General features: G+C 70.1%; 25 protein-coding genes. 12 read left to right on the forward strand and 13 right to left on the reverse strand.

The genetic code is table 11. From position 1 onward, the window contains the following. Positions 1 to 209 precede the first annotated feature (209 nt). Entirely contained in the window at positions 210 to 2,888 is a 2,679-nt protein-coding gene (locus JYK02_RS09465; protein WP_207050541.1) for a DEAD/DEAH box helicase, read from the forward strand. A 19-nt stretch (positions 2,889 to 2,907) separates the two neighbouring features. Here JYK02_RS09465 and JYK02_RS09470 read toward each other — a convergent pair whose 3' ends face one another. Further along, a complete protein-coding gene (locus JYK02_RS09470; protein WP_347402458.1) occupies positions 2,908 to 3,708 on the reverse strand; it encodes a haloalkane dehalogenase in 801 nt (266 codons plus the stop codon). Here JYK02_RS09470 and JYK02_RS39565 point away from each other — a divergent pair. Further along, positions 3,638 to 3,805: a hypothetical protein gene (locus tag JYK02_RS39565; RefSeq protein WP_242588510.1), complete on the forward strand. Its 168-nt coding sequence runs from the start codon at positions 3,638 to 3,640 to the stop codon at positions 3,803 to 3,805. The two genes, JYK02_RS09470 and JYK02_RS39565, sit on opposite strands and share 71 nt — an antisense overlap. A 3-nt stretch (positions 3,806 to 3,808) precedes the next feature. Here the strand turns inward: JYK02_RS39565 and JYK02_RS09475 are convergent, their stop codons facing one another. Next, complete coding sequence (locus tag JYK02_RS09475) at positions 3,809 to 4,495, reverse strand: hypothetical protein (protein ID WP_207050543.1); 687 nt, start codon at positions 4,493 to 4,495, stop codon at positions 3,809 to 3,811. Between the two features lie 203 nt (positions 4,496 to 4,698). On the opposite strand from JYK02_RS09475, the gene JYK02_RS09480 reads away from it, so the two are divergent. Beyond that, a complete protein-coding gene (locus JYK02_RS09480; protein ID WP_207050544.1) occupies positions 4,699 to 6,345 on the forward strand; it encodes an endo alpha-1,4 polygalactosaminidase in 1,647 nt (548 codons plus the stop codon). A 45-nt stretch (positions 6,346 to 6,390) separates the two neighbouring features. On the opposite strand, the gene JYK02_RS09485 is transcribed toward JYK02_RS09480, so the two are convergent. Both JYK02_RS09485 and JYK02_RS09490 read right to left on the reverse strand, forming a co-directional pair. Then, a complete protein-coding gene (locus JYK02_RS09485; protein ID WP_207050545.1) occupies positions 6,391 to 7,128 on the reverse strand; it encodes an endonuclease/exonuclease/phosphatase family protein in 738 nt (245 codons plus the stop codon). 77 nt (positions 7,129 to 7,205) lie between these two features. Continuing rightward, the gene (locus tag JYK02_RS09490; RefSeq protein ID WP_207050546.1) at positions 7,206 to 8,141 is read right to left on the reverse strand and encodes a bestrophin family ion channel; all 936 of its coding nucleotides are present in this window, start codon (positions 8,139 to 8,141) and stop codon (positions 7,206 to 7,208) included. A gap of 186 nt (positions 8,142 to 8,327) precedes the next feature. Between JYK02_RS09490 and JYK02_RS09495 the strand changes: the two genes are divergently transcribed. The 4 genes from JYK02_RS09495 (at position 8,328) to JYK02_RS09510 (ending at position 11,805) form a co-directional block, all read left to right on the forward strand. After that, a complete protein-coding gene (locus JYK02_RS09495) occupies positions 8,328 to 9,026 on the forward strand; it encodes a DUF4476 domain-containing protein (RefSeq protein WP_207050547.1) in 699 nt (232 codons plus the stop codon). 39 nt (positions 9,027 to 9,065) lie between these two features. Beyond that, a complete protein-coding gene (locus JYK02_RS09500; RefSeq protein ID WP_207050548.1) occupies positions 9,066 to 10,199 on the forward strand; it encodes a hypothetical protein in 1,134 nt (377 codons plus the stop codon). A 108-nt stretch (positions 10,200 to 10,307) separates the two neighbouring features. Next, a complete protein-coding gene (locus tag JYK02_RS09505; RefSeq protein ID WP_207050549.1) occupies positions 10,308 to 10,685 on the forward strand; it encodes a hypothetical protein in 378 nt (125 codons plus the stop codon). 7 nt (positions 10,686 to 10,692) lie between these two features. After that, positions 10,693 to 11,805, forward strand: a complete 1,113-nt coding sequence (locus JYK02_RS09510) for a serine hydrolase domain-containing protein (RefSeq protein WP_207050550.1) — start codon at positions 10,693 to 10,695, stop codon at positions 11,803 to 11,805. Positions 11,806 to 11,824: 19 nt separating this feature from the next. Here the strand turns inward: JYK02_RS09510 and JYK02_RS09515 are convergent, their stop codons facing one another. The 4 genes from JYK02_RS09515 to JYK02_RS09530 form a co-directional block, all read right to left on the reverse strand. Beyond that, positions 11,825 to 12,727 carry a nucleotidyl transferase AbiEii/AbiGii toxin family protein gene (locus JYK02_RS09515; protein WP_207050551.1) on the reverse strand — a complete coding sequence of 301 codons (903 nt, stop codon included), beginning with the start codon at positions 12,725 to 12,727 and terminating at the stop codon, positions 11,825 to 11,827. Further along, a complete protein-coding gene (locus JYK02_RS09520; protein WP_207050552.1) occupies positions 12,724 to 13,314 on the reverse strand; it encodes a hypothetical protein in 591 nt (196 codons plus the stop codon). Before JYK02_RS09520 ends, JYK02_RS09515 begins: the two co-directional genes overlap by 4 nt. A 76-nt stretch (positions 13,315 to 13,390) precedes the next feature. Then, entirely contained in the window at positions 13,391 to 14,149 is a 759-nt protein-coding gene (locus JYK02_RS09525; protein ID WP_207050553.1) for a 2OG-Fe(II) oxygenase, read from the reverse strand. 36 nt (positions 14,150 to 14,185) lie between these two features. After that, positions 14,186 to 14,554, reverse strand: a complete 369-nt coding sequence (locus tag JYK02_RS09530; protein WP_207050554.1) for a hypothetical protein — start codon at positions 14,552 to 14,554, stop codon at positions 14,186 to 14,188. A 60-nt stretch (positions 14,555 to 14,614) separates the two neighbouring features. Between JYK02_RS09530 and JYK02_RS09535 the strand changes: the two genes are divergently transcribed. Then, positions 14,615 to 15,628, forward strand: a complete 1,014-nt coding sequence (locus tag JYK02_RS09535; RefSeq protein WP_207050555.1) for an SRPBCC domain-containing protein — start codon at positions 14,615 to 14,617, stop codon at positions 15,626 to 15,628. 15 nt (positions 15,629 to 15,643) lie between these two features. On the opposite strand, the gene JYK02_RS09540 is transcribed toward JYK02_RS09535, so the two are convergent. Continuing rightward, on the reverse strand, positions 15,644 to 16,888 hold the full coding sequence (locus JYK02_RS09540; protein ID WP_431603475.1) for a macrolide family glycosyltransferase: 1,245 nt from the start codon (positions 16,886 to 16,888) through the stop codon (positions 15,644 to 15,646). A 68-nt stretch (positions 16,889 to 16,956) separates the two neighbouring features. On the opposite strand from JYK02_RS09540, the gene JYK02_RS09545 reads away from it, so the two are divergent. From JYK02_RS09545 to JYK02_RS09555, 3 genes are all read left to right on the forward strand, one after another. Then, positions 16,957 to 17,565 (forward strand): TetR/AcrR family transcriptional regulator, encoded by a 609-nt coding sequence (locus tag JYK02_RS09545; RefSeq protein WP_207050557.1) that lies wholly within the window; start codon positions 16,957 to 16,959, stop codon positions 17,563 to 17,565. A 279-nt stretch (positions 17,566 to 17,844) separates the two neighbouring features. Next, on the forward strand, positions 17,845 to 19,008 hold the full coding sequence (locus JYK02_RS09550; RefSeq protein WP_207050558.1) for a sensor histidine kinase: 1,164 nt from the start codon (positions 17,845 to 17,847) through the stop codon (positions 19,006 to 19,008). Beyond that, positions 19,005 to 19,655 carry a response regulator transcription factor gene (locus JYK02_RS09555; RefSeq protein ID WP_347402455.1) on the forward strand — a complete coding sequence of 217 codons (651 nt, stop codon included), beginning with the start codon at positions 19,005 to 19,007 and terminating at the stop codon, positions 19,653 to 19,655. Before JYK02_RS09550 ends, JYK02_RS09555 begins: the two co-directional genes overlap by 4 nt. On the opposite strand, the gene JYK02_RS09560 is transcribed toward JYK02_RS09555, so the two are convergent. The 4 genes from JYK02_RS09560 to JYK02_RS09575 all read right to left on the reverse strand — a co-directional run bounded on the left by JYK02_RS09560 (position 19,652) and on the right by JYK02_RS09575 (position 23,048). Next, positions 19,652 to 21,256, reverse strand: a complete 1,605-nt coding sequence (locus tag JYK02_RS09560; RefSeq protein ID WP_207050559.1) for a serine hydrolase domain-containing protein — start codon at positions 21,254 to 21,256, stop codon at positions 19,652 to 19,654. The genes JYK02_RS09555 and JYK02_RS09560 overlap by 4 nt on opposite strands. Positions 21,257 to 21,345: 89 nt before the next feature. Continuing rightward, complete coding sequence (locus JYK02_RS09565; RefSeq protein WP_207050560.1) at positions 21,346 to 21,813, reverse strand: hypothetical protein; 468 nt, start codon at positions 21,811 to 21,813, stop codon at positions 21,346 to 21,348. 141 nt (positions 21,814 to 21,954) lie between these two features. Then, on the reverse strand, positions 21,955 to 22,326 hold the full coding sequence (locus tag JYK02_RS09570; RefSeq protein WP_207050561.1) for a hypothetical protein: 372 nt from the start codon (positions 22,324 to 22,326) through the stop codon (positions 21,955 to 21,957). Positions 22,327 to 22,328: 2 nt separating this feature from the next. Beyond that, positions 22,329 to 23,048 (reverse strand): hypothetical protein, encoded by a 720-nt coding sequence (locus tag JYK02_RS09575; protein WP_207050562.1) that lies wholly within the window; start codon positions 23,046 to 23,048, stop codon positions 22,329 to 22,331. 229 nt (positions 23,049 to 23,277) lie between these two features. On the opposite strand from JYK02_RS09575, the gene JYK02_RS09580 reads away from it, so the two are divergent. After that, entirely contained in the window at positions 23,278 to 24,180 is a 903-nt protein-coding gene (locus tag JYK02_RS09580) for a hypothetical protein (protein ID WP_207050563.1), read from the forward strand. The last annotated feature ends 399 nt before the right edge of the window (positions 24,181 to 24,579 follow it).

The following is a 24,579-nucleotide window of genomic DNA, read 5'->3' on the forward strand; positions in this document are numbered from 1 at the left end:
CCCTGGAGCGGAAGGTAGGCACGGGACCAGGCGCACGCGCAGGGCCCCCGGGTCGGAGCCTCCGTCGTGGGGCAAGTGGGCAGGGGCTGACGTTTCCTCTGGATCCACGTCCAAGGCCCTGCTGCTCACGGCTGCCTGCCTCCCCTGCGTCTGACCCTGGCAAGCGAATCGCTTCCCCTGGACACCGCCCATGCGTATCACTGGCCTTCGTGCGCACTCCCACCGACCGCTACCTGCCGCCTCGCGCTGACACTTCCTCCCCCGTAGCGCTCCAGCGCGGGCGGGTGGTGGTCATCGCGCCCACGCGGGCCGCCTGCGAGACCATTGAGCTGGCGCTCGGGCTGGAGCTGCGCACGTACCTGGAGGAGCACCACGGCGAGCGCCTCCGCGAGCTGGCGCGGAACGGGCAGGGCTTCGGCATCGTCGCGGGCACCGGCACGGGCAAGACGCTCGCCATCCGCCCCATCGCGGAGGAGCTGGTGGGCCGCAAGCCCCTGCGGGTGGCGGTGGTCAACCGGGAGCGGGAGGCCACCGCGGAGACGCCGCTCGCGGACGTGGTCATCGTCACCACCGGCATCGCGCGGCGCTGGTTCCAGGGCGGAGTCATCCGGCCGGAGGACACGCTCGTCGTGGATGAGATCCACCAGACCTCCGCGGAGCTGGAGCTGTGCCTGGCCCTGGGCAAGCGCGTGGGGTGCCGCTTCATCTGGCTGTCGGCCACGGTGGATCCGGCCTTCTACGCCCGATACCTGAACAGCGCGGACGTGCTCCAGGTGTCCTCCTTCGACCCGAGGAAGGCGGCCCGCGTGGAGGTGGAGCGCCGCCAGCCGCTGTCCTTCCTCGACGACGCGTTCCTGCGGGACGTGGAGGACCGGGGGCGCGGCGTGGGCGTGTTCCTGGCCACGCGCGCCGGAGTGGAGGAGGCCGCGGCCCACGTGCGCGACAACGCGCCGGAAATTCACGCGGCGCACTACCACGGCGGCGAACCGCTGCGCGCCATCCGCCCCTTCCTGGAGGGCACGGCGCCCCGGCCCTTCGTGCTCACGATGACGGCGGCGGGGCAGAGCGCGCTCAACGTGCCGGGGCTGGACACGGTCGTCATCGACGACATGCGCTTCACGAACCTGGTGGAGGGCGGCCGCAACGTCCTCACGCGCGTGCACCTGGGCAACAACGAGCTCTTGCAGATGGCGGGGCGCGTGCACGGGCGCGTGGAGGGCGGCCGCGTCTTCATCCTGAGCGACCGGCCGCTGCACTTCGCCTCGCTCAAGCCCACCGAGCCCGAGTTCCAGCTCGCGGGCGAGCCGGAGCGCGTGGCGCTCACCGCGGCGGCCCTGGGCGTGCGGGCGGATGAGCTGGACCTGCCCGTGCCGCTGGACCGCGACGCCTACCGCCGGGCGCTCGCGAAGCTCCAGGCGCGCAACATCGTGGACGCGGACGGGCGGCTGTCCGACTACGGCCGCGCGGTGGAGGCCCTGCCCGTGGAGCGCCCCTGGGCGGAGCTCATCGTCAACGCGGAGGACGCGCTCTTGCCCTTCCTCGCGGTGTGCAGCTCGGTGGAGTCGCTGCACCGGATGACGCGCGAGGAGCGCAACCTGGAGGGCGTGCTCGTGCCCGGCAGCGACCACCTGACCGCGTACAACCTGTACGCGGAGGCCTTCCAGGAGACGGGGCGCGTGGGAGAGGTGCAGGGGCTGCCGCGCCACGTCTTCGACGCGGAGAAGCTCGCGGCGTGGGCGGAGGGGCGCGGGGTGCTGGTGAAGGCCCTGGAGGACGCGGCGCTCGCGATGGCGAGCGTGTACCGGAGCGTGGGGGTGGCGCTGCCCGCGCGCATGCCCTTCGCGAACACCCGCGTCTACCAGCGCTTCTGCGACCTCGTCGCGCGCTTCATGCCCTTCGATCTGGTCATCGACGAGCGCACGTCCTGGGGCGAGGTCGCGCGCGTGTCGAAGACGAGCGTGTGCGGCAACCAGGGCGCGGTGGCAGGCCCGCTGCGCTACTTCGCCGACCGCAACGGCGACTCGCAGGCGGGCATCGAAGGCACCCAGCTGCCCCAGTCGCTCTTGCGCCGCTACGCCCGGCGTCACGCGGACGCGCCCACGTATGACGCGCGCTACCGCTCGGTGGTGCTCGTGCGGCGGCTGGACTACTTCGGCTTCAAGCTGGAGCAGGAAGTGGACGTGCTGCGCGCCTGGGGGCCGGACCTCGCCAAGGCGGCCCGGCACGCGCTCGCGGAGGCCCTGGCGCGAGGCGATGCGCCGCATCCCGCGGTGGACCGTCACCGGGTCCTCATCGCCGAGGTTCGGGAGCTGTGGCGCCGCTCGGGAGGAACGACCGCGCCGCTCGGGTTCGCGGAGCTGACCGCGCTCTACGAGGCCCAGCTCGAAGGGGTGGACACGCTCGACGACTTCAAGGCGCGCACGCTGCGGCTCGACCTGAACGCGTTCGTGCCGGCCGCGACGCGCCGGGCCCTCCTGGCGCTCCCGGACGCGGTGGAGATCCGCGACCAGGAGATTCCTCTCGAGTACGACGTGGAGCTGCTGTCGGACGGAGCACCGCGCGGCGTGGTGAGGCTGCACCTGCCGGAGAAGCTCGCCCGGACGTTGGTGGAGGAGGAGCTGCCGCTGCTCGATCGTCCCCAGCGCTTCGCCGTGGCCCGGGGCCGGCGCGGCGTGCTCCAGGCCCGCTCGCTGCTGGAGCTCCAGGAACTGCTCGACCGGCCCTGGATGCCGGACGAAATCGCCGAGGTGACGCGCGAGCGCCCACCCCGGACGCAAGACCGGGAGGACCGGGAGCGCGGCGCCCCCAGGCGCGGGGGCAACCGGGGCCACCACGGCAAGGCCCCCAGGAATGCCAAGCGGCCAGGAGGCGGCAGGCGGCGGCGCTGACACGGTCAGGGTAGGGCGCTCACCAGGAGTGACGGTCCAGCCAGCTCCGGACGGCGCGCGCCATCTCCTCCGGCGCGTCTTCCGGCGCATGGTGCCCCGCGCGGCCGAGCGGGACGATTTCGAGGGCCCGGAGGTTCGCGCGCGCCCACTCGATGATGCCCGGCGCGCTGAGGCCCGTCTCTCCGAACGTCAGCAGGAGCACCGGCTTCGCGGACGGCTGCGCGAGCCACGCGTCATAGCGCTCGATCACCGCCGCGACGTCAGCGGGTTCGCCATCGATCGGGATCTCCCGAGGCCACTGGAGCACCGGGCGTCGTGACGCCGGATAGGGGGCCTCATACACGGCCCGGTCGCTTTCAGAGAGGCCGCGTTGCACGCCGTTCGCGAAGGACCTTGCGAGGAACGCGTTCTCCTCGAGCACCCGCTTCTCACCGGTCCCAGGTGTCCGCAGGGCACGGAAGAACTGCTCACCCTGGGGAGGCCAGTCGCTCCACTTCATGGGGCGCAGGAACGTCTCGAACACGACCACGCCCCGCACGCGGTCCGGATGCCGCCGCGCCCAATCCAGGGCCAGCACGCCGCCCCAATCGTAGGCGACGAGCACGACGTCCCGCAGCTCCAGCGCGTCGAACCATGCATCGAGGTACTTCACGTGGTCCGCGAACCGGTAGGCGACCTCCGGCTTGCCCGAACTCCCCATCCCGATGAGGTCGGGCGCGAGGCACCGGCCACGGTCAACGAGCCCTGGGATGACGTTCGCCGCCGCGCAGGGAGCGCGTCTGGGCGTGCGTGGCGTCAACGCGCCAGTGCCCGCGCACACCGTCAAGCTGGCCCTGTGCTGGCACGACCGCACCCACGCCGACCCGGCCGCGCGCTACTTCCGCGACCTGGTCCGCCGTGCGGTCGTGGACGCCTGAGCGTCAGAAGCCGAAGCCCAGCCGCAGGAGGTCCAGGTTGATGTCCACGATGCCCCCGCTCTTGCGGCTGCTGCCCCACGGCAGGTTGTAGCGGGCGCCGAGGTCCACCACGTCGCGCCGCTGGTTCCAGCTGTAGCCCACGCCCGCGCCGAACACGAAGGCGAGGTAGAAGTTCGAGGCCGTCGTCTTCTGGAAGCCCATGTCCAGGCCGAGCGTGAGCTGCCCGCCCGTCGAGCTCCGATTCGTGGTGTCGCCCTCGCCGGCCTCGGGCCGGTCCCGTTCGTTGAGCACCATGCCGCTCAGCTTGGGCTGGAGGAAGAAGCCATTGCCTCGGACGCGGGCCCACGGCCTCCAGGCCAGGCCCGTGGAGACCGTGAGGGAACGGACCGTGCCACAACTGTCCACGTCCTCACCGCACCGGCGGCGCGAGTACCGGGGCGTGACCTCCAGGACCAGGTCGCTCTGGTCCGACAGCTTGCGGTTCAGCCCGACCGGGAGCGCCAGATGGACCATGTCGCCCATGGGCGGACCCATCACCGCGAAGAAGCCATGCATCACGGGCGCGACCCAGAGCACGTGCTCGGGCCGCTCACCCACCAGGGGCCGCGGTCCGGGGGGCTCCATGGCCTGGGCACGGGCTTGCGTCACGGAGAGGAGAACGAGCACGGGGACCAGCAGCACCTTGTTCAAGGCATGCCTCCTGCGGCGGGAGTCCCCGGCTGGAGCAAGGGCCGTTCCACCGCCACGCACGAGACCCACCCAGAGTGACAGTCCCTCCGCGCATGACACGCCTGTCAGACTCCACGCGGGAGGATCCCGGACACCGGTGTCACACGCAGTGTCCCAGGCCGGAGCCCATGTGATAGGCGCGGCCCTCCACCCTGGAGGAACGGATGCTGAAACGGATTGCGTGGCTGTCGTCGTGTCTTGCCTTGCTTGCCACGGGATGCCTGCCATTGGAGGCGGAGGACGCTCGGGAGCCGGAAGTCCAGCAGCAATCCCTGACGGGCTCGGAGGTCATCGACTTCGCCTCCGCGAGCACGCTGACCCACACGGATGCGTCCGGCAAGAGCGGCGGCATGGCCGTGCTCAAGGCGAACAGCGCGAACTGCACGGTGGGCGCGTACGCGGACTGCTATGCGCAGTACATCGAGTTCAGCCCCAGCTACACGGGCTACCTGACCTTCAAGCTCTCCAGCCTCACCCAGGCCGCGCCCACGCCCGCGCAGGTCACCCAGCTCCAGGTGCTCACGAAGTACCAGGGCCCCGGGGTGGCCGCGTCCTACTACCAGTGGCAGCTCTACCGGTTCACGACCTCCAGCTGGGTCAACGTCGCCAACTCGCAGGGGCGCGGTGACTGGGTGTGGACCCCGGCCCTGACGCTCAACCTGCCCACCCCGGAGGTGGCCGCGAACTTCGTCTCCAGCACCGGTGACATCCGCGTGCGCCTCGTCAAGGGCGCGGGCACGGACGCGGCGCAGCTCGACAGCCTCCGGCTCCAGGTGTCCTGGGACATCCCCACGACGTGCACCGCCGAAACCGACGCGGCCTTCTGCTCGCGGCTGGGCACGAACTGCGGCCAGGTGAGCGGCACCGACAACTGCGGCCAGGCGCGCACGGTCGCAAGCTGCGGCACCTGCCAGAGCCCGGCGACGTGTGGCGGCGGCGGCACCCCGAACGTCTGCGGCCAGGGCTCGGCCTGCACGGTGCCGGCGTTTCCCCGGGGCACCACCTGGATGTGGGACCTGGAGCACAACGCCATTCCCACGAACCTCAACGCGCAGGTCTACGTCGTGGACCTCTTCAACACCCCGAGCGCGAAGATCCAGGAGTACAAGACCGCCGGGAAGAAGGTCGTCTGCTACTTCAGCGCCGGCACCTACGAGGACTGGCGGGAGGACGCGAACCAGTTCCCGCAGGACACGTACTGCACGCCCGGGGAGAACTGCGCCCAGTCCGTCCACATCCTGGGGGACTGGTGCACGAGCGGCGGTGGCTGTGAGTGGTGGTTGGATCACCGCAAGCAGGCGGTGCGGACGGTGATGACGTCACGCATGCAGCTGGCGCGCACCAAGGGCTGCGACGCCGTGGAGCCGGACAACGTCGACGCCTACTCGCACGACGATGAGATCAGCTGCACCGACCAGGCCTGCTGGGGCCTCACGGCGGCGAACCAGCTGGACTACAACCGCTGGCTGGCCACCACCGCCCACTCCCTGTGCCTGGGCATCGCGCTCAAGAACGACGTGGACCAGGTCGCCTCGCTCGCGGACTCCTTCGACTTCGCCATCAACGAGGAGTGCCAGAAGTACAACGAGTGCGGCGCCTACAAGACCTGGTTCACGAACAAGAACAAGGCGGTCTTCAACGCCGAGTACCGCGTGGACTCCGGAGGAGACACGACCCCCTGGACGAACTGCACCGGGACGGGCGCGACCTGCGCCTGCGGTGAGGCCAACTTCGTCCAGGGCGACCTGCGCACGCTCGTCTTCAGCACCGCGTCCGTCCGCTACGACAACATCCAGTTCGCCTGCTGGTAGCGCGGGCAGGCCGGGGCGGCGGTCCTTTCCGCCCCGGCCCTCGCCTCAGTACTGGACCGTCGCCGTATAGGCGAAGTGGTCGGAGCCGTACTTCTCCAGCCGCTCGGCGGGCCCGGTGCCGATGCCCACCTTGACGTAGATCTGATCGATGGGCACGCCGTCCACACCGGCCGTGCGCAGGTGGTTCATCCCGGGGATGTCCTGCGACAGGGCGCGGTTGAAGTCACCCACCAGCACGACGGGCAGTCCCCGGCCGAGCAGCTCCGCCACCACCTCGCGCACCACCGCGTTGTGCGTCCGCCAGCGCTCCTGACGCTCGGGGTGTTCGCCGTTCCAGGCACCAGAGATGTAGTGGGTGTTGATGAACGCCAGCTTCGCGCCGGTCTCGATGTTCTTCAGCACGACCCAGTTCACGAAGCGAGCCGGCGTCACCCCGGCCTCGCCGCCGTGCGTGAGGCGGGACCCGTCACCGGTCTTCTCGTACTTGTTCTTGCGCCAGGAGATGGCGATGGAGTTGCGCGCGTCCAGCCGGTTCTCACCCGGCCGGAAGTGGTTGTAGTACTCCATCGCATCCAGCTTGGAGTGCCCCTCCGCGGTGCTCACCTCCTGCCAGCCGATGACGTCCGCGAGCGGCCGGAAGGTCGCCTCTCCGTAATGCGTGTTGTGCGTCGCGACCGTGGTCGTCGTGACGGCGAGCGCCCCGGTCTGGACCGGAGCGGTGGAGGGCAGCAGCCCCAGGGAGAGCAGCAGACTGACGACGGCTGAGGATACGAGCTTGAACATGGTTCCCTCGGAGCGCGCGCAGGCTTTTCCTGCCGCGTCCCGGGGAAACTAGCAAAACATGCGAATATGGGAAAACCCTAAGGGAGGATGAAGTCCTTGGGGCGCAGCGGCTCGGGCTGGGGCTCTCCCAGCGCCTCCAGCAGGTTGATCTCCGCTGTGCGGGCCATCGCGAGCAGGGGGAGGTCGTTGGGCGCCTGCCCGAAGGGCTCCTCCAGCTCCTCGCTCAGCAGGTCCAGGCCGAAGAAGGTGTAGGCAATCATCGCCGAGAGCACGGGCGTGAACCAACCCATGGACTCCGCGAGGCCGAAGGGAAGGATGAGACAGAAGAGGTAGGCGGTGCGGTGCAGGAGGACCGTGTACGCGAAGGGCAGGGGCGTGAGGCGGATCCGCTCGCAGGCGGTGAAGACGCTCATCATGGCGTGCACCCGTTCGTTCAGGGCGCCCCAGGTGATGTCGGTGAGCCGGCCCTCGCGCAGCAGGCGGGCCAGCTCCACCTGGTGCTCACGCAGCAGCGCGTTCGGGCGGTTGCCGCTGCTCAGGATGCGGGAGCGCTCGGGCTCGGAGACATGGCCGCCAATGACCTCTCCCGCGTCGTGTCCCCGGAGGTGCGCGGCAAGGGCGTAGGGAAAGGCGATGGTCCGATGCACCAGCCGCCGGGCCGCCTCCCGTCCCGCGATGGGCAGCTCGGCGCGCCCGTCGTCCAGCAGCGCGATGGCCGCGTGGGCGAAGGCGCGCACTTCGATGATGAGCGCGCCCCACTGCTTGCGGCCCTCCCACCACCGGTCGTAGCAGGCGTTGTTGCGGAACCCGAGGAAGATGGAGAGCGCGATGCCCAGCAGCGACAGGGGCGCTGGCGACGTCACGGGGAGCCGCAGGTACCCCTGCTTGAGCGTCAGGACGACGAGCGACGCGAGCGCCGCGACCCCCAGCACGTGAGGCAGGACGCGCGGCAGGATGGTGCCGCGCACGACGAACAGCAGCTTGAGGAAGCCAGGACGGGGACGAACGATCACGAGCGGTGTCTCGTGCACCAAATCCCAGGGGGTCGCAAGAGGGAGCGGTACGTTTCGACCCGCCTCCCTTGAAGCCTCTGCGTGCTTGGGTGCGTGAATATTTTCGCCCGGAGTGCGTGACAAGGAACGGCGGCGACGACGTCTACCGTTCCGACCGCACCCAACCGCATCCCCACCTGGAGTCCCATGAACCGCATCGCCCGCGCCGTGCTCGTCTCGTCCCTGTTTGCTTCCTCCGCCAGCTTCGCGCAGGACGCGGAGTTCAACATGCAGGTGGACGTCGACGACGCGGACATGCCCAACGCCCGCATCAAGATGAAGACGACGACGAACGTGGACGGCGAGGAGACCACCACCGTGAAGGTGCGCGGCGGCGGCACCAAGATGGATGTCCGCGTGACGGGCGGCATGACGGGTGGAACGGTGGAGTCGGAGAGCCGGACGGAGACCCGGACCGAGACCCGCGGGTTCAGCCGGTCTCAGCCCCGTGAGGAGGTCCGTGAGGAGCCCCGCGCGGAGCGGCCGATGCACTCCGAGCCCGCGTTCCGCGACTGTGGCGTGGCCTCGGACGAGGGCTGCACGACGCGGCGGGACGGACAGCTCCCGATGGACGCCTCCACGTGGCGCGGCTTCTACCAGTCGCTCAAGAGCGAGAACAACGAGCTCGTCCGCCAGGAGAAGGCGGAGAAGATGCTCAAGCGCGTCTACCTGACCGCGGCGCAGTTCGGCATGGTGCTGGACCTGTTCAACAATGAGATCACCCGCCTGGAGGTGGCGAAGGTCACCGCGCCCCACGTGGTGGATCCGCAGCACGCGCTGGGCTTCTCCTCCAAGTGGCGCAACTCCATCAGCGGCAGCGAGTACACCGACATCATCACCGAGTAGTCCCGGAAGGGCCTAGACTGCCTCCGTCCTGGAGGCTGAATGCACCCGAAGCGACCTCACCGGTTCCCCGCGTCCACGCTCCTTTCGCTGGCCGCGGGGTTCGTGCTCGCCTGCGCCGCTGGCTGTTCCAGCGATGACGCGGGCGTGGACGTCCCCAACCCGCTGACCCATCCCAAGGACGGGCCTCCCGCGGGCAACCCCAACGCGGAGGCCACGTGCACCGTGCCCGCGGAGGCCGGGCTCGCGGACGTCTCCCGGCCCACCACCGTCGTCGGCACGGGGACGCCGGCCAGCTGTACCGGCGAGGCCTTCGTCCAGGCCGTGGCGAAGGGAGGCGTCATCACCTTCGACTGCGGCCCGGATCCGGTGACCGTCACGCTCGACAGGACGGCCAAGGTCTTCAACGACAAGGGACCGGACATCGTCATCGACGGCAAGGGGCTGGTGACGCTCAGCGGAGCCGGAAAGCACCGCATCCTGTACATGAACACCTGTGATCAGGCCCAGGTGTGGACGACCTCCCACTGCCAGGACCAGGACCACCCCCGGCTGACGCTCCAGAACCTCACGTTCGTGGACGCCAGCTCCAAGAGCGAGTCGGAGTACGACGGAGGCGGCGCGGTCTGGGTGCGCGGCGGGCGGGTGAAGGTCATCAACTCGCGCTTCTTCAACAACGTGTGCGCGGATGCCGGCCCTGACGTCGGAGGCGGCGCGCTGCGCGTGTTCGACCAGTACGACGACCAGCCGGTCTACGTGGTGAACACGACCTTCGGCGGCAAGGAGGGCTACGGCGGGGTCTGCTCCAACGGCGGCGGCATCAGCAGCATCGGGGTGTCGTGGAACATCATCAACAGCCTCTTCTCCCACAACCGGGCCATCGGCACCGGGGCCAATCCCGCGAAGCCGGGCACGCCGGGCGGGGGCAGCGGCGGGGCCATCTACAACGACGGCAACACGATGACGCTGTCGCTCTGCGGCACGCGGATCGAACACAACGAGGTCAACGCCCACGGCAGCGCCATCTTCTTCGTGAGCAATGACCACTCGGGGGACATCCGCATCGACCGCTCGGTCATCCAGAACAACAAGGGCGGCTCCTGGTACGAGACCTATCCGCAGATCTCGAACCACGCGGACACGCCCATCCGCGTCACGAACTCCACGATTCAGTGACGGGCGGCATCCCGGCGGGGTGCCGTTCGCGCTAGCCTTCGCCGGGCCACGACACCGAGGCAGCCCGGGGGGGACCTCATGCCGGAACGACGTGAATGGACGTTTGGAATGCATCGGGTGCACCTGGAGGCGCCCGATGTCGTGTGGGTCGACTTCAACGGCGCCACGAACCTGGACGATGCGAAGCGCCTGCTGTCCATCGTGCAGGAGGTGGCGGTGGACGGCCCGGTGTTCGTCGTCGTGGACATCGACGGGTCCGTCATCGACAAGGCGGCCCGCGAGCACTTCAGCAAGGAGTCCCGCCCGGAGTGGCTGCGCGGCGTCATCTACGTGGGAACCCAGCGCCTGCAGATGGCGAGCGCCAAGGCCGTCGCGTTCGCGCTCTACCTCACGGGCCGGCTGAAGGGCGACGTCGAATTCGTCACGAGCGGACAGGCCGCGCGCGACCTCATTGAACGCAAGCGCGCGAAGGCCGCTGCCCGCTGAAACGACCATGTCTGTCCATTCACTCGCCGCCGTCGTCCTCGCCTCCATCCTCGTCGGGTGTGCGGGCACCCCCGCGAACCCCCGGAACGCGGTGGACTCCCTCTTCCGCGACTACGACGGCCCGGATCGCCCCGGAGCCAGCGTCGTCGTCATCCACGACGGGCAGGTCGTGCTCCGCCGGGCATATGGCCTGGCAAGCCTGGAGAAGCGCGAGCCCGCCACGCCCGACAGCAACTACCGGCTCGCCTCGCTCTCCAAGCAGTTCACGGCCACGGCCATCCTGCTGCTGGTCCAGGAGGGCCGGCTCCGCCTGGATGACCGCGTGGCGGACGTGCTCCCCGGCTTCCCGCCCGCCCTGCGGGAGGTCTGCATCCAGCACCTGCTCCAGCACACCTCGGGCCTCTGGGACTACGAGGACTTCGTCCCGGCCACGCAGCCGGTGCAGGTGAAGGACCGGGACGTGCTGGCCCTGGTCTCCCGCGTGGACCGCACGTACTTCCCGCCCGGAACGGCGGTGCGCTACAGCAACTCCGGCTACGCGGTGCTCGCGCTCGTCGTGGAGCAGGTGAGCGGAGTGCCGTTCGCGCGGTTCCTGCACGAGCGCGTCTTCGTCCCGGGCGGCATGCGCTCGACCGTGGCGCACGAGGAAGGCGTCTCCCAGGTGTCCCGCCGTGCGTATGGGTACGCCCCGGGTCCGGGCGGCTTCGTCCCCAGGGACCAGAGCCCCACCAGTGCCGTGCTGGGGGATGGCGGCATCTACGCGTCCGTGGTGGACCTGGTGGCGTGGGACCGGGCGCTGGATACGGATGCGCTGCTCCGCACGGAGACGCGGAAGCAGGCCTGGACGCCGCCGGTGCTTCCGGATGGAACCTCCTCGCGCTACGGCTTCGGCTGGTTCGTCGACGACGACGGAGGGCGGCGGCGGCTGTCACATCACGGTGAGACGTGTGGCTTCACCAACGCCATCGTGAAGTATCCAGAGCAACGCCTCACGGTCATCGTCCTGACAAACCGCGCGGGCGGAGCTCCGTGGACGCTGGCCCAGGGCGTGGCGGACCTGTGGCTGGACCGGCCCGCGAACCGTCCCTGGCCGTTCGAGACCCTGCCCAACGCGCACTGAAGCGGAGCACCTCGGGGGCTTAGATGCCTTGCTGGAGCGCCCGCATCAATCGTGCCTGGAACTCCTCGAGCGTCGCTCCCGCGAACGTGGGGTGCTCGCGCACGAAGTTGGGCCAGTCCATCTTGCCCGCGAAATCGAATGCTTCCGCGTTGATGGGCTCGATCCACGGGTCCTGCTTCGCATCGAACACGCGCCGAAGAAATCCCGGGGGCACGCGGGTGTTCTCGGCGAGCAGGACCGCGTCGTAGAGGTCCTTGCCCTGGGGCCACATGTCATTTCTGAGCCAGAGGAGCTTCCACGCCAGGGACTCCTCGGGCGTGGCGACCTGGACCGGCACTCCCTCCACCATGTGCTGGAGCGGAGACGAGAGCAGTTGCTCGTTGAACACGATGTCGACCTGGACCGAATCGCGAACGCGTCCCTCCCAGCTCCACGGAAACGTGAGCCGGCGGCCCTCGGCTCGCTCGTAGGTCCAGATGCCGTCCACCGGGATGGCCGCTGGATCCAGGTGGATGCCTTCCAGGTGCAGCGCGTCCGTGACGGCCCGGGTCAGCTCCGCCATGAGCCGCAGTCCCTCGCTCGAATCCGGCTTCACGGTCGCGGGCGTCAAGACGAGGTCGATGTCCTTGGCCGGACGGGCCTGCTCGCCGTACCAGAGCGCGAGGACCACGCTGCCACGCGCGACGACGTGCGCTCCCACCGGCTGGCGGCCAATGCCCGCGAGGCACCGCCGGAGAAGCCGGGCGCGTGCCTCCCGGAAGCGGGCCGCCTCCGTCGGATCCGTGAACCGGGGTGGGCCCTTGATGAAGGCGGCGCTGTGTTGCTTGAGCGCCGGGTCGAACACGTCCGGCCGGTTGTCGTCCCTCTCATAGCCCGCGGGAAGATGCGGCGGTGGCTTGACGGGATTCGTGGGGCCGCTCATCGGGGTGTCTCCTCCATCCAGCCCTCGTCGAGGGTGAGGTTGTCGTCGAAAAGCACGCGCTCCCGCTCCACCTTCGTCACCGGGAGCCCCGCGCCCGCCAGGCCAGCCAGTAGCGAGCCAAAGGCCACGTCCATGGCCGCATCGTCCGAGGGACCGAACCGTTGGGTGAGGAAGCGCTCCTGGAGCCCGTCCGGCGACACCTTGTAAGCGCTGCGGGACAGGTGGGCCGCATGCGAGGCCGCCAGTCGCGCCAGTGCTTCCAGGTCGCGGGTGGCCACCCGGACGTGGTGTTCCAGATAGCACGGCGCCTCCTCCGCGAGCGGGCTCCAGGTCCACGGTGTCTCGACCTTGATGCGGCACGGGCGGGCATCGCAGGTCGAGCGGGCCTCGAAGGCAAGCGCCTCGGCTCGCTGACGCGCCTCCTCCACCGACGTGCTTCCGCGAAGCGTCAGCATGACCTGCCGGGGCGTCACGCCCCGTGCAAGCTCGATGCAGAGCGCCTTCACCCCATGGCGCGCCGCCCAGGCCTGGAGCTCCGGCTCGGCGCTTGCGCACATTGCGAGGGTGAGGTGGGTTTCCAAGCGCATGGAGCCAATAGCCTTCAGAGCAGGGATGGAGCGTGACGGCGCGAAGGTGAGGACACTGACGGGGCCATCTGGCGGTTCAGGACCGCGCTGGCGCCCAGAGGGCGCTGTGGGCCTCCGGCGCGTCCGGGGACTCCTCCGCCGTGTAGAAGTAGGCCGCAACCGTGGCGCGGCCCCGTCCCTCCGGGCATGTCAGCGCGGAGGGGTGGCCATGCCAGTGGGTGTCGCCATGGGCCATCACGACCAGCCGGTCCAGGACTGGAGCGATGCGGGCCTCGCAGCGGGAGAGGTCGGCGTTCCACAGCTCCAGGTCCCCGCCCCAGGCGGGCTCCCAGCCCGGGTTCAGGTAGTACAGGACGGTGAGCCGCCGTGAGAGCGCACGGGTGCGGTCGCGGTTGAAGTCCGCGTGGAGCGCCAGGTGGCCGCCGCGCAGCGTGAGGTGCAGCCCGGCGCCGCGGAAGTGCGGATCCGCGATGAGTCCCTTGACGCCGGTGAGCGTCTCCAGGAAGTCGAGGAACGCCATGCCCGAGAGTTCCGCGAGCAGGTGGCGAAGCGCGCCGTGCACGCCCTCGAAGGCCTTGCGCTGGAGCTGTCCCAGCCGCGCCGCCTGTTCCGGATGATCCCGCCGCATCCACGGCGCCCCGGTCGCGCCGGGAAAGACGCCGGCCAGGTCCGTCGCCAGCCGCTCGCCCAGGAAGCCATCGATGACGACGTGCGGATGGGGCCGGGCGGTGCCGTAGGCGTCACGGTGCGCCAGCGCGAGCGAACGGAGCGCCGTCCGGCCGAGGAAGAAGCCAGGCCCCAGCGACGGGCCATCTTCGAGGGTTGCGACGCTCACGGGCGCTCATGATGCCATGCGCGAGAAGCCCACGCCTCAACCGGGGGCGCCGCCTTCGGTCTCGAGGAGTGCCGCGAGGAACAACGCATACGTCAGCTCCGCGACGGGCCGTCGCTCCCGCCGGGCCTGGAGGCGCAGCGCCTTGGGCAGGGAGCAGGGCGAGCCTCGCTCACCGTCGCGCAACTGGACGTAGCCGCGCGGGGAGTAGCCCACCACCTGCCAGCCCATTCCACACAGCGCCCGGCTGAGGTCGTCGGTGAGCTGGTGGTGGATGGCGCGAGCGATAGGGACGGGGCGGAAACGCTCGCTCGACCAGCCTTCCGTGTCCTCGCGCCAGCCGCGTGCGCGCAGGTAGTTGACCTTGCGCGCAAGCGACAGTCCGCCGACGTGACGTTCGAGCTTCATGGACTCCTTCTACAAGGGAGCGTTCTGCTAGATCGGAACGAAACGCCCGGGAGCCCGACCATGGCCACGAAGACCCGAGTCCCGCAGACGGTGGATGCCTATCTCGCCAGCGTGGAGGACCCCGCGGCGAAGAAGACCCTGACGGCCCTACGCACGCAGCTGCGGAAGCTGCTCCCCAAGGCCACTGAATCCATCACCTACCAGATGCCCACCTTCAAGGTGGACGGGGCCGCCGTGGCGGGCTTCGCGTTCTTCAAGAACCACTGCGGCTACTACCCCTTCAGCGGCAGCGTGGTGCCAGTGCTTGAGGCGGAACTGGACGGCTACGCCACGTCGAAGAGTGGCGTCACCTTCCCGCCAGACCAGCCGCTCCCGGCGAAGCTGGTGAAGACACTGGTGCAGGCGCGGCTCGCGGAGATCGCCACGCGCGCGAAGAAGCCGGCGGCCGCGAAGAAGCCCGCCGCCGCGAAGAAGGCGCTCGTCACCGACCGCGTCACCGACGCCGCCGTGAAGGAGGCCACCGGACGTGACTGGAAGGCCTGGATGCGCGCCCTGGACAAGGCGGGAGCGGCAGGGTTGGCCCACAAGCAGCTCGTCGCGCTCGTGGCCCGCGAGGTCGAGTCCGGTTGGTGGCAGCAGTCCATCGCGGTGGCGTACGAGCAGGCCCAGGGCCAGCGCGTGGTGGGCCAGACCGCCGCCACGGGCTTCCAGGTGGGCGTGGTGCGCACGCTGCCGATGACTGCCTCCGCGCTATGGGATTGGGTCACGACCCAGCCGGAGCGCTGGCTGGGCCCGGGCGCGACGCTGAAGGCCGAGCCGGGTGGGCACTATGCCGTCCCCAAGCGTCGCGGGTCCCCCGGCGTCAGCGGGGTGGTCCGCGTGGTGAAGCCCGGGCAGCGTCTGCGCATGACCTGGCAGCCGGACGGCTGGATGAAGCCGGCGACGTTGCAGCTCACGGTGATGCCGAAGGCGAAGGGGGCCTCCCTCCACGTGCACATGGAGAAGCTCCCGGACGCGGAGGTCCGAGAGGCCATGCGGGCGCGCTGGTCGAAGGTCCTCGCCCAGGTCGAATAGCGGCGCGAGGCACCCTCACAGGCGGAACTCCTCCTCCAGCAGCGCCGCGGCGCGCGCGGCTCCCGCCTCCGCTCGCAGCTCCTTCTCGAGGGCCGCGAGCCGGGCCGCGACTGCTGGGTCCTCCGTGAGCTGGAGCAGCGCCGAGCGCAGCGCGTCCGCGGTGGCCTGCTCCGTGTCCAGCCGCCGCGCGACGCCGAGCGCGACCAGTTGGTCGGCGTTGGCGAACTGATCCGTCGCCTGGGGCACGGCGATCATCGGCACCCCGCAGTAGAGGCCTTCCTGCGAACCGCCCATGCCCGCGTGGGTGACGAACGCGTCAGCCTGCTCGAGCACCGCGAGCTGCGGGACCCAGCGGTGGACCTCCACGTTGTCCGGAATCGCGCCCAGCTCCTCCATGGCCACGTGCTTGCCGATCTGCAGCACGACGTGCCAGCCGGGAAGCCCTCCGAAGGCCGCGAGGCACGCGCGGTAGAATCCGGCCTGGTGGGTGAAGGTCGAGCCGAGCGACACCAGCAGCACCTTCTCCACGCCCGGAGGGCGCTGCCACGAACCCTGCGCCGAGCGATCTCCGAAGCACGGCCCCACGAAGCTGAAGCGCTTGCGGTCCACCCGGTCCGCGTGGGGCTGGAGCGCACGCGGGATGAGCACCAGGCCGCGCGGCGGCTTCCCGACGAAGAGCATGGCGTCGGTCTCCGCCACGCCGCACTCCTTCAGCCAGGCGGAGTAGCGCTGGTAGTGCGCCACGGCGCGGGGCTCGGTGCGCAGCGACTCCACCATCGCGGCCATGTCCTGCTCGTAGCCCTCCCAGGCCACCATGCTGGGGGAGAGCTGGACCGCGGGAATGCCCCAGTTCTCCGCGAGGATTCGCGCCGTCGAGCAGCCGATGTCGTACAGGAAGAGGTCCGGCCGGTCGTGCTCATAGGCCGCGCGCAGCTGCGGAAGCATGGCCATGGCGTCATCGAGGAACATGTCGAGCTGCCCCACCAGGTCCTCTGGCCAGTCCTTGCCCGGTACTCCTTCGCGCGGCAGGCGGGATTGATAGGGGCGCAGCTCGGCACCCGTGCGGGTGATGACGTCCGCGAAGGCCGCGTCGTTGGCGTACGTCACCCGGTGGCCCCGGGCCACCAGCTCCCGGATCAGCTCCAGGCTCGGGTTGACGTGGCCGTGCGCGGGAATGCTGACCATCGCGATGTGGGCGCGGCGAGACATGGCGCTCTCCTTGGAAGGGCATTGGCGAGACGAACCGTCTCGTTTCGTCATGAACCATGGAAACGCGGCGTTCGTCAAGACGAGACGTGCCGTCTCGCCAGCTGGTAGGGTGGCGCGTGATGGCTGACCCAAAGCCCCCGGAACCGTCCCGCCGCAGTGAACGCTCCCGCCAGGCCATCCTCACCGCGGCCGTCGAGCTCGTCGGAGAGGTGGGCTACGCGCGTGTGACGGTCGAGGCCATCGCGGCGCGGGCGGGGGTGGGCAAGCAGACCATCTACCGGTGGTGGCCCTCCAAGGGGGCGGTGGTGCTGGACGCCTTCGTGGAGCTGAGCGGTGGCAGCCAGCCCGCGGCGCTGCCGGACACCGGGAACCTGGAGGCCGACCTGCGGACGGTGCTGCGCGCCACGGCGAAGGAGCTCACGGATCCGCGCTTCGAGTTGCCCTCCCGGGCGCTCACCGCCGAGTCCCAGATGGACCCCGCGCTGGCGCAGCAGTTCGTGGAGGCCGTGCTGCGCCCGCACCTGAAGGCCATTCAGGAGCGGCTGCGCTCGGCACAGCGCGCGGGCCAGGTCGCGAAGGGGGTGGACCTGGCCGTCGCGGTGGAGCTGCTCGTCGGGCCGCTCTTCCACCGGTGGCTGCTTCGCACCGCGCCCCTCACGAGCGCGTACGCGGACACGGTGGTGGAGTTGGTCATCGCCGCGCTGCGACCGCCGCCAAGGGGACGCTAGCGGACGCCGGGGCCTTCCGGGCGAAGCGCTGGCGGTAGGTGCCGCTGCCCGAGGCCACCATGGCGGACGTGTGCTGGAACCACCAGTGCGACGACGCCCGACGCGATGTGGAGCCAACGGGCGAGCAGGTGGAACGACATGGACGCCTCCGGCTTGCCGCGAGTCCGGAACGCACCGTACGCGTCCGCGCGTGTGCCTCCACCTGGCGGAAGTCATACGGCCCGCATGTGACTTCCGGCACATGGTCCGTGCCCCACGGGTGTCCTAGTGTCTGCCGCCATGCCCGAGCGGTTCCCCGTGGCCAAGCCCGCCACCATCCATCGCCTGCTGCTCGTCGCCGGGATGCTGACCTGGGCCGTGGTCGGCTTCGCGCATGTCGAAGACCTCGCGCGTGAGCCCGCGCGGTGGACGGCCCCGGGCACGCTGCTGTGGGCCATTGCGCTCCTCGTCTTCGGCGGGGCCTTCTGGCGTCAGGCGCACGAGCAGGGCAGGGGCGAGGTGCCGCTGCTCGCCGCGCAGTCGATCGCGGCGCTGGTGTGCCTTGCCTCGGGGGAGAGCAGGCTGGACGGCGCGCTGCTCGCCATCTGTTCGAGCCAGGTCCCCGAAATCCTCCCGCAGCGCCGGGCGCTGGCGTGGGTGGCGGCCCAGGTGGGGCTCATGCTGGCCGTGTTCGCCTTCCAGCACCCGCCCGTCCAGGCCCTGGTGCAGACGCTCATCTACACCGGCTTCCAGGGCTTCACGTTCGGCACGGCGCTGGTGATGGTCCGCGAGGCCGAGGCCCGCCGCGAGCTGGCCCGCGTCCACGCGGAGCTCCAGGCCACGCAGGTGCTGCTCGCCACCCGTGAGCGCGAGGGCGAGCGGCTGCGCATCGCCCGCGAGCTGCACGACTCCGTGGGGCACCACCTCACCGCGCTCAGCCTCAACCTGGAGGCCGCCGCGCACACCGCGAAGGACTCCGCCTCCACCGAACACCTGCGCCGCGCCCGCGAGGCCGCGCGCACGCTCCTGTCCGAGGTGCGCCGCACGGTGACGGCGCTGCGCGAGTCGCCCATGCCGCTGTTGCCGTCGCTGCGCGCGCTCGCGGAGGGCGTCCCGGGACTGGCGGTCCACCTGGACGTCCCCGAAGCGCTCGCGCTGGAATCCTCCGAGGCGGCGCACTCGCTGTTCCGCTGCGTGCAGGAGGTCCTCACCAATACGCTGCGCCATGCGGGGGCCCGCAACCTGTGGATCACCCTCATGCCCACGGAGGACGGCGGGGTGCGGGTGCACGCGAGGGATGACGGAAGCGGCGCGCCGCGGGTGACGCCCGGCGCGGGGCTCACCGGCATGCGGGAGAGGTTCACCCGGCTGGGCGGCCGCGTGGAGTGGCACGCGGCGGCGGGACGGGGGCTGGAGCTGGAGGCCTGGCTGCCGGCCTCGACGGAGCGCGGAGTGGGCACGTGAACAGCACCATCCGGTTGGTGCTCGCGGATGATCACGCCCTGGTGCGACAGGGGCTGCGCAGCCTGCTGGACCTCACGCCCGACCTGCGGGTGGTGGGCGAGGCCGCCGACGGCGAGGAGGCGCTGCGCAAGGTCGCGGAGCTGGACCCGGACGTGGTGCTCATGGACGTGCGCATGCCGCGCATGACGGGGCTGGATGCCCTGCGCGCGCTGCGCCTCACGGATCCGGAGCGGCGGGTGGTGCTGCTCACCACCTTCGACGAGGACACCGCGCTCATCGAGGCGCTGCGCGCGGGAGTGCAGGGCTTCCTCCTCAAGGACGTGTCCCTGGAGGAGCTGGCGGACGCCATCCGGCGCGTCGCCTCCGGACAGACGCTGCTGCCCCCCGGCATCGCGGAGCGCGTGGCGCGAGGCATGGCGGAGGTGCCCCGGGACTTCCCCCACGCGGACCTGCCGGAAGGGCTCACCCGCCGCGAGGTGGAGGTGCTGCGCCTCATCGCGCGGGGGCTGAGCAACCGGGAGATCGCGGACGCGCTGGGCACGGCGGAGGGGACGGTGAAGAACCAGACCTCCAGCATCCTCTCCAAGCTGGGTGTGAGGGACCGCACCCGCGCCGTGCTGCGGGCCATGGAGCTGGGCTGCCTCTAGGGCTTCTTCCGCTCGAAGCGCAGGTCCCCGAAGAGGAAGCCCGTCACCTGTCCGGCGGCATCCCGGGTGAGGCGCAGCAGGCCGTGGGGCGTGGTGAACGCATCGGCGAAGGCGGGCACCAGCGGAGGGCTTCCCAGGGTGCGTCCCTTCAGCACCGCCTTCCCGTCCTTCAGCTCGATGCGCCAGGTCACGTCCAGCTCGGGGCTGGAATACGCGCCCACCAACTGCTTCCAGGCGTCGTCGGAGGTCGGGCCGGCCGGCTGCACGCGCTTGAAGTCGGTCCGGATCCCCCCGCTGCGCAGGAACGACATCTGCTCGCCCGCGAAGAGCAGGGTGATGGGGATCCCCTCCACGTCGAAGCGGTCTCCGCCCGCGGGCCGCAGCGGGAGCGCCCGTCCAGGGAAGACCAGCTCCAGCCTGCCGTCCTGCTGGCGGACCGTCACCACGCGGTAGGCGTCCCCGTCGTAGTAGAGCCCGGCGTACCGGGCGAGGTCCCCGCTCGCGGCCGCGGCCGTGACGGCGGGCGCCGCGGCCTTCGGATCGGCCGACTGCAAGGCATTGCCCAGGACGAGGTCCGCCACGCGCTCGGCGATGTCCGGTCTCATGTCCGCCCGGTTGCAGAGGATGGCGATGGAGAGGTGGTGCTCCGGGAAGCGCATCAGCGCCGCGCGATAGCCGCCCCAGGCCCCGGAGTGATGGACGCGCTGCGCGCCGCGATAGGTGTCCAGGAACAGCCCCCGTCCATAGGACGTGCTGGCGCCCGAGTTCAGGACCCCACGCACCTGGAGCCCGTCGATGAGCGCGCGCCCGCCCACCCTGGCGGTGGAGAAGTTCTCATCCCATTTGACCAGCTCGGTGACGCTGGTCTGGACCTGTCCGTCCCCCAGTTGGTTCCAGTTCGACATGTCCAGTTGGAAGCTCCCCTTGCCGGCAGGGGCGTAGGCCGTGGCGCGGCCAGGGACGACGGCCGTGTAGTCGTCGCGGAAGTGGCTCCGGGCCATCCCCAGTGGCTGGAAGAACCGCTCCTTCGCGAACGCGGCCAGGTTCTGGCCCGTGACGCGCTTCACGATGAGCGCCGCCAGGAAGTAGCCACTGTTGCTGTATTCAAAGCGCGTCCCGGGCTTGAACCTCAGCGCGCGCTGGCGGGCGATGACGTCCAGGGCGTCGTCGTCATCGGTGACGTCCTCGTAGTGGAAGCCCTTGAGGAAGAGCAGGTCGTTGTAGTCGCGCAGCCCGCTCGTGTGGTGGAGCAGGTGGTCCACGGTGATGGGCGTGCCTTGGTCCGGCAGCTCCGGCAGGTACTTCCGGATGTCATCCGTCAGCGAGAGCTTCCCCTCGTTGGCCAGCAGCACGACGCTCGCGGCGGCGAACTGCTTCGACACCGACCCGACGTCGAACAGGGTGTTGGGCGTGATGGGCGTCCCCTGATTGAGGTCCGCCGTGCCGTAGCCCCGGGAGTAGAGGATCCGGCCATCCTGATAGATGCCGAGAGCACAGCCCGGATTCGAAGGGCCGCTGTAGTCCTTGAACACCGCGTCGATGCGAGCCGGCTGGATGCGGACGGCTGGAGGCGCGGCGGCCAGGACCGGAAGCGCCGTCATGAGTCCAAGGAGCCCGACAACCGTGAAGCGCAACGCGGCGTGCATGGGTGTTCCCTCCGGAGGCTGTGCTCGTCGGTGGGAACCTTACTTCAGCGGATGGCGCCGCTGTCGATGCGGGTCTTCCCGAAGATCATCAGGAAGGAGAAGTCCGCCTCCTGGCGGGTCGAGCTGTTCGACACCTCCACGCGGATCTCCCGGTCGCAGCCGCCAGCCCGCTCGACCGTCGTCGTCCAGCCCGGCAGCGCCTCCAGCTTCTCGATGGTGCTGGTGATGCAGGAGCCGCTGGTGCCGCCCGTGGCGGGGATGAACGTCTTGATGGTGACCGACGCGACCGAACCGGATTGCCCGTCCGGCAGCGTGTAGATGCCCGCCGCGTACTCCGTCACGAACGTCTGGTTTCCCGCCGCGTCCGTGGTGGAGGAGACCTCACGCATGTGCTCGCCGGGCCCGAGGAGCGCGGCGGAGCGGGTGCTCAGCTCCGGCGCTTCCGCCCCCTCGCCGCAGCCGGCCAGGAGGGAAAGAGAGACAAGAAGGGGTGCGACAGACTTGAGGGACATGCGCAAGAAAGACGCTCCAGGATGGGGCCACCGGGGTGGCGCGCGAAGGCTGTCATGGGATTGCGGTGCCCATCAACAGACGCTGTCTGGCCATACTCCGGAGCTGGGAAGGGACGCACGGCTGGAGCGTGCGCTCCCGCCTCAGCGCGTCTTCTGCTGGTAGGTCTTCACCAGCGCGTTCATGCGCCGCCCGCTCGGGTCCTCCTTGCGGGGATCCGCGACGACGAGCACCCACTTGCCCGAGACCACCGCGGAGCCAACGGCGTCGCCGATGAGCGCCCAGCCAGCGTCTTCCGCCTTCTTCGCCTGCTCCGTGCCCTCGAAGAGGCACACCGTGGCCTCCAGGCCGCTCACCTTGCCGGCCTGGCACCTCCCGCCCGGCAGCTTCTCCCCGACGTCGGTAAAGCCAGAGGGCGACTCACCCGCCGCCTTCCACGCGTCCAGCACGTCGTTCGCATTGCTGGAGCATCCCGCCAGCAGCAATGCCCCCAGCGCCAATCCCTTGCGCCGCATGCTCAGTCCCGTCCCTTGTGCTTGTGCTTCTTGTGCTTGCCGTGACCGTGACCGTGGCCATGACCGTGGTCATGGTCGTCATCGTCGTCCTCGCGGATGATGATGACCTCGCGGGAGGGCGGAGGCGGCCTGCCACCGACCCTCACGTCCACGTCCACGTTCACGCCCACCTGGATGATGGGGCCGTGGTACTGGGGCGGCGGCGCGAACGCCACCACCGGCCGCGGCATCTCCCAGCCGCGATAGACCGTGTTGACCCGCACCAGCCTCGGGTTCTCCCGCCGGTAGGTTTCAGGGTACTCGCCCGCGTAGAAGTGGACGTCCTCCTTGTCCACGAACTCCTGGCGCGGCGGCGGCTCGTAGGCGTGGTAGTGCGGCCCGTCGTGGTAGCAGTACTCCACCACGTCCACGTCCACGTCGATGTTGACGATCACGTTGAGCACCACCGGATGGTGCCCGTAGTAGGAGTGCCGGGGACCCTCGTAGCCGAAGGGCGTCGGGTCGCCGATGAAGACGTAGACGTTGTCGCGCGTGCGGTAGAGCGTGTCCGCGTACAGCGGCGCGGCGGAGTGCACGTGCGTCGATTCAAGATGGCACAGCCCGTCCCGGGGCTGACCGGTGCGCGGGTGCATCCCCGCGTACCGCCACTGCTTCGCTTCGGCCGCGCTGGTGGCCACGAGCAGCAGTGCCGTGGCCAGAATGGCCAGATTCCTGTGTGACATGGTGGGGGTCTCTCCCTGGAGGCGGGCACGCTCCAGCGAACCTCTGACCCCGACCGCCCGGGAGCGATCACATCCGGGCGCGTGGCCCGCATCCGCCATGTCCGTGGAGGTGCTCCACGCGCCTCCCGGCGACAGCACGCGCGAAACATTTCGGTGCCGCGACACGCCCCGCATCCGGCGTGCTTCGCGGCCCCCGCCAGCCGCGAGGTGTCGACTAGGGTCCCGCCGCATGAACCCCCGTCTCCCCCTCGTGTTCCTCTCCGCCTTCCTCGCTGTGTCCAGTGCGGGAGCAAAGCCCTACCGCGCCATGGTGACGCGCACCGCGTCCACCACGAAGGCCGGCAACCTGGAGCTGGGTCTGCGCTACCAGGGCTTCTTCGCGCTCGACCTGGACGCGTCGCAGCCGTACCAGCAGATCTCCCCCAGCCTGCGCTTCGGCATCGTCGACAACCTGGAGGCCAACCTCTACGTGGAGGTGCTGGCGCTGGGGCTTCCCGGCGAGGACGACTTCAAGGTCGCCTTCGGTGACATCCCGCTCGGGTTGCAGTGGACGTTCCTGGAGACGAGCCAGGCGGCGCTCGCGGCCTACGGGCGCGTGACGCTGCCCACCGGACCCAGCGACGAGGACGGCATCATCCCCAGCCTGTCCGACGGCACCTGGGACTATGAGGGCACGCTGGTTGGTGAGCTGCGCGCGAGCAAGGACCTGCGCTTCATGCTCAATGGCAGCTATCTCCACCAGGGCACCCGGGACCGGGGAAGCCTGCCCGAGTTCGACGTCCCGGACGCGGTGCAGCTCGCGCTCGCGGCGACCTACAACCTGGACAACTTCACGATGCTGGGGCTGGAGGTGGTGGGCCGCCTCTACTTCGAGGACGTCATCACCCCTGTCTGGCGGGACAACGCCGCGCAGGTGGAGATCCTCCCGATGGTGCGCCACGAGGCGTTCCCGGGCCTGGTGCTGGAGGCCGTCGCGGGCGTGGCCGTCACCGAGGACCTGCGGGACATCTACCAGTTCCGCGTCCTGCTCGGCGCGACCTACGAGTTCGACCTCTCCTCGGGGCCCAAGCTGCCCAAGAGCAAGGAGGACCTGCGTCCGCCCAGGAAACCCGCGCCCAAGCGCCGCCGCTGAACATTCCCTCTGTGCGAACCCAGACGCCCCGGCGTGGGGAGGCAGGCGCGCCGGGGCATGTGGGCGTCCAGTCCTGAAAGCGCGGCTGTTGCCTGGGGGGCATTGGGAGGGGGCCGGGGCGTCCATACCCTTGCAGGCCACATCGACCTGAAGCGAGGCCCCCCGATGTCGAAACCCCGCTGCCCGTGTCACTCGCGGTTGTTGCGTGTCCCGGCCCTGGTGCTCTCCTTGATGCTGTGCAGCGCATGTGAGCCCGTGGGCCGGATCGAGCTCCCCGAGGCGCAAGCCTTTCCCGTGGATCCGGCGTCTTCGCCTCAGGAGGATTCGACTCCGCCCGTCGTACCGCCGGCCCCCGCCGGTCTTCGCTCCGTCGCGACCTGGGAGGGGATGTTCCTGGAG

The sequence above is a fragment of the Corallococcus macrosporus genome, from assembly GCF_017302985.1.
Taxonomy (GTDB): Bacteria; Myxococcota; Myxococcia; order Myxococcales; family Myxococcaceae; genus Corallococcus; species Corallococcus macrosporus_A.

What these genes read in the sequence shown, in the direction of transcription:
- JYK02_RS39565 (WP_242588510.1), top strand. Translation starts at nt 3,638, where the DNA reads ATGACGTTCGCCGCCGCGCAGGGAGCGCGTCTGGGCGTGCGTGGCGTC.
- JYK02_RS09480 (WP_207050544.1), top strand. Translation starts at nt 4,699, where the DNA reads ATGCTGAAACGGATTGCGTGGCTGTCGTCGTGTCTTGCCTTGCTTGCC.
- JYK02_RS09485 (WP_207050545.1), bottom strand. Translation starts at nt 7,128, where the DNA reads ATGTTCAAGCTCGTATCCTCAGCCGTCGTCAGTCTGCTGCTCTCCCTG.
- JYK02_RS09495 (WP_207050547.1), top strand. Translation starts at nt 8,328, where the DNA reads ATGAACCGCATCGCCCGCGCCGTGCTCGTCTCGTCCCTGTTTGCTTCC.
- JYK02_RS09500 (WP_207050548.1), top strand. Translation starts at nt 9,066, where the DNA reads ATGCACCCGAAGCGACCTCACCGGTTCCCCGCGTCCACGCTCCTTTCG.
- JYK02_RS09505 (WP_207050549.1), top strand. Translation starts at nt 10,308, where the DNA reads ATGCATCGGGTGCACCTGGAGGCGCCCGATGTCGTGTGGGTCGACTTC.
- JYK02_RS09510 (WP_207050550.1), top strand. Translation starts at nt 10,693, where the DNA reads ATGTCTGTCCATTCACTCGCCGCCGTCGTCCTCGCCTCCATCCTCGTC.
- JYK02_RS09515 (WP_207050551.1), bottom strand. Translation starts at nt 12,727, where the DNA reads ATGAGCGGCCCCACGAATCCCGTCAAGCCACCGCCGCATCTTCCCGCG.
- JYK02_RS09520 (WP_207050552.1), bottom strand. Translation starts at nt 13,314, where the DNA reads ATGCGCTTGGAAACCCACCTCACCCTCGCAATGTGCGCAAGCGCCGAG.
- JYK02_RS09530 (WP_207050554.1), bottom strand. Translation starts at nt 14,554, where the DNA reads ATGAAGCTCGAACGTCACGTCGGCGGACTGTCGCTTGCGCGCAAGGTC.
- JYK02_RS09535 (WP_207050555.1), top strand. Translation starts at nt 14,615, where the DNA reads ATGGCCACGAAGACCCGAGTCCCGCAGACGGTGGATGCCTATCTCGCC.
- JYK02_RS09540 (WP_431603475.1), bottom strand. Translation starts at nt 16,888, where the DNA reads ATGACGAAACGAGACGGTTCGTCTCGCCAATGCCCTTCCAAGGAGAGC.
- JYK02_RS09545 (WP_207050557.1), top strand. Translation starts at nt 16,957, where the DNA reads ATGGCTGACCCAAAGCCCCCGGAACCGTCCCGCCGCAGTGAACGCTCC.
- JYK02_RS09550 (WP_207050558.1), top strand. Translation starts at nt 17,845, where the DNA reads ATGCCCGAGCGGTTCCCCGTGGCCAAGCCCGCCACCATCCATCGCCTG.
- JYK02_RS09560 (WP_207050559.1), bottom strand. Translation starts at nt 21,256, where the DNA reads ATGACGGCGCTTCCGGTCCTGGCCGCCGCGCCTCCAGCCGTCCGCATC.
- JYK02_RS09565 (WP_207050560.1), bottom strand. Translation starts at nt 21,813, where the DNA reads ATGTCCCTCAAGTCTGTCGCACCCCTTCTTGTCTCTCTTTCCCTCCTG.
- JYK02_RS09570 (WP_207050561.1), bottom strand. Translation starts at nt 22,326, where the DNA reads ATGCGGCGCAAGGGATTGGCGCTGGGGGCATTGCTGCTGGCGGGATGC.
- JYK02_RS09575 (WP_207050562.1), bottom strand. Translation starts at nt 23,048, where the DNA reads ATGTCACACAGGAATCTGGCCATTCTGGCCACGGCACTGCTGCTCGTG.
- JYK02_RS09580 (WP_207050563.1), top strand. Translation starts at nt 23,278, where the DNA reads ATGAACCCCCGTCTCCCCCTCGTGTTCCTCTCCGCCTTCCTCGCTGTG.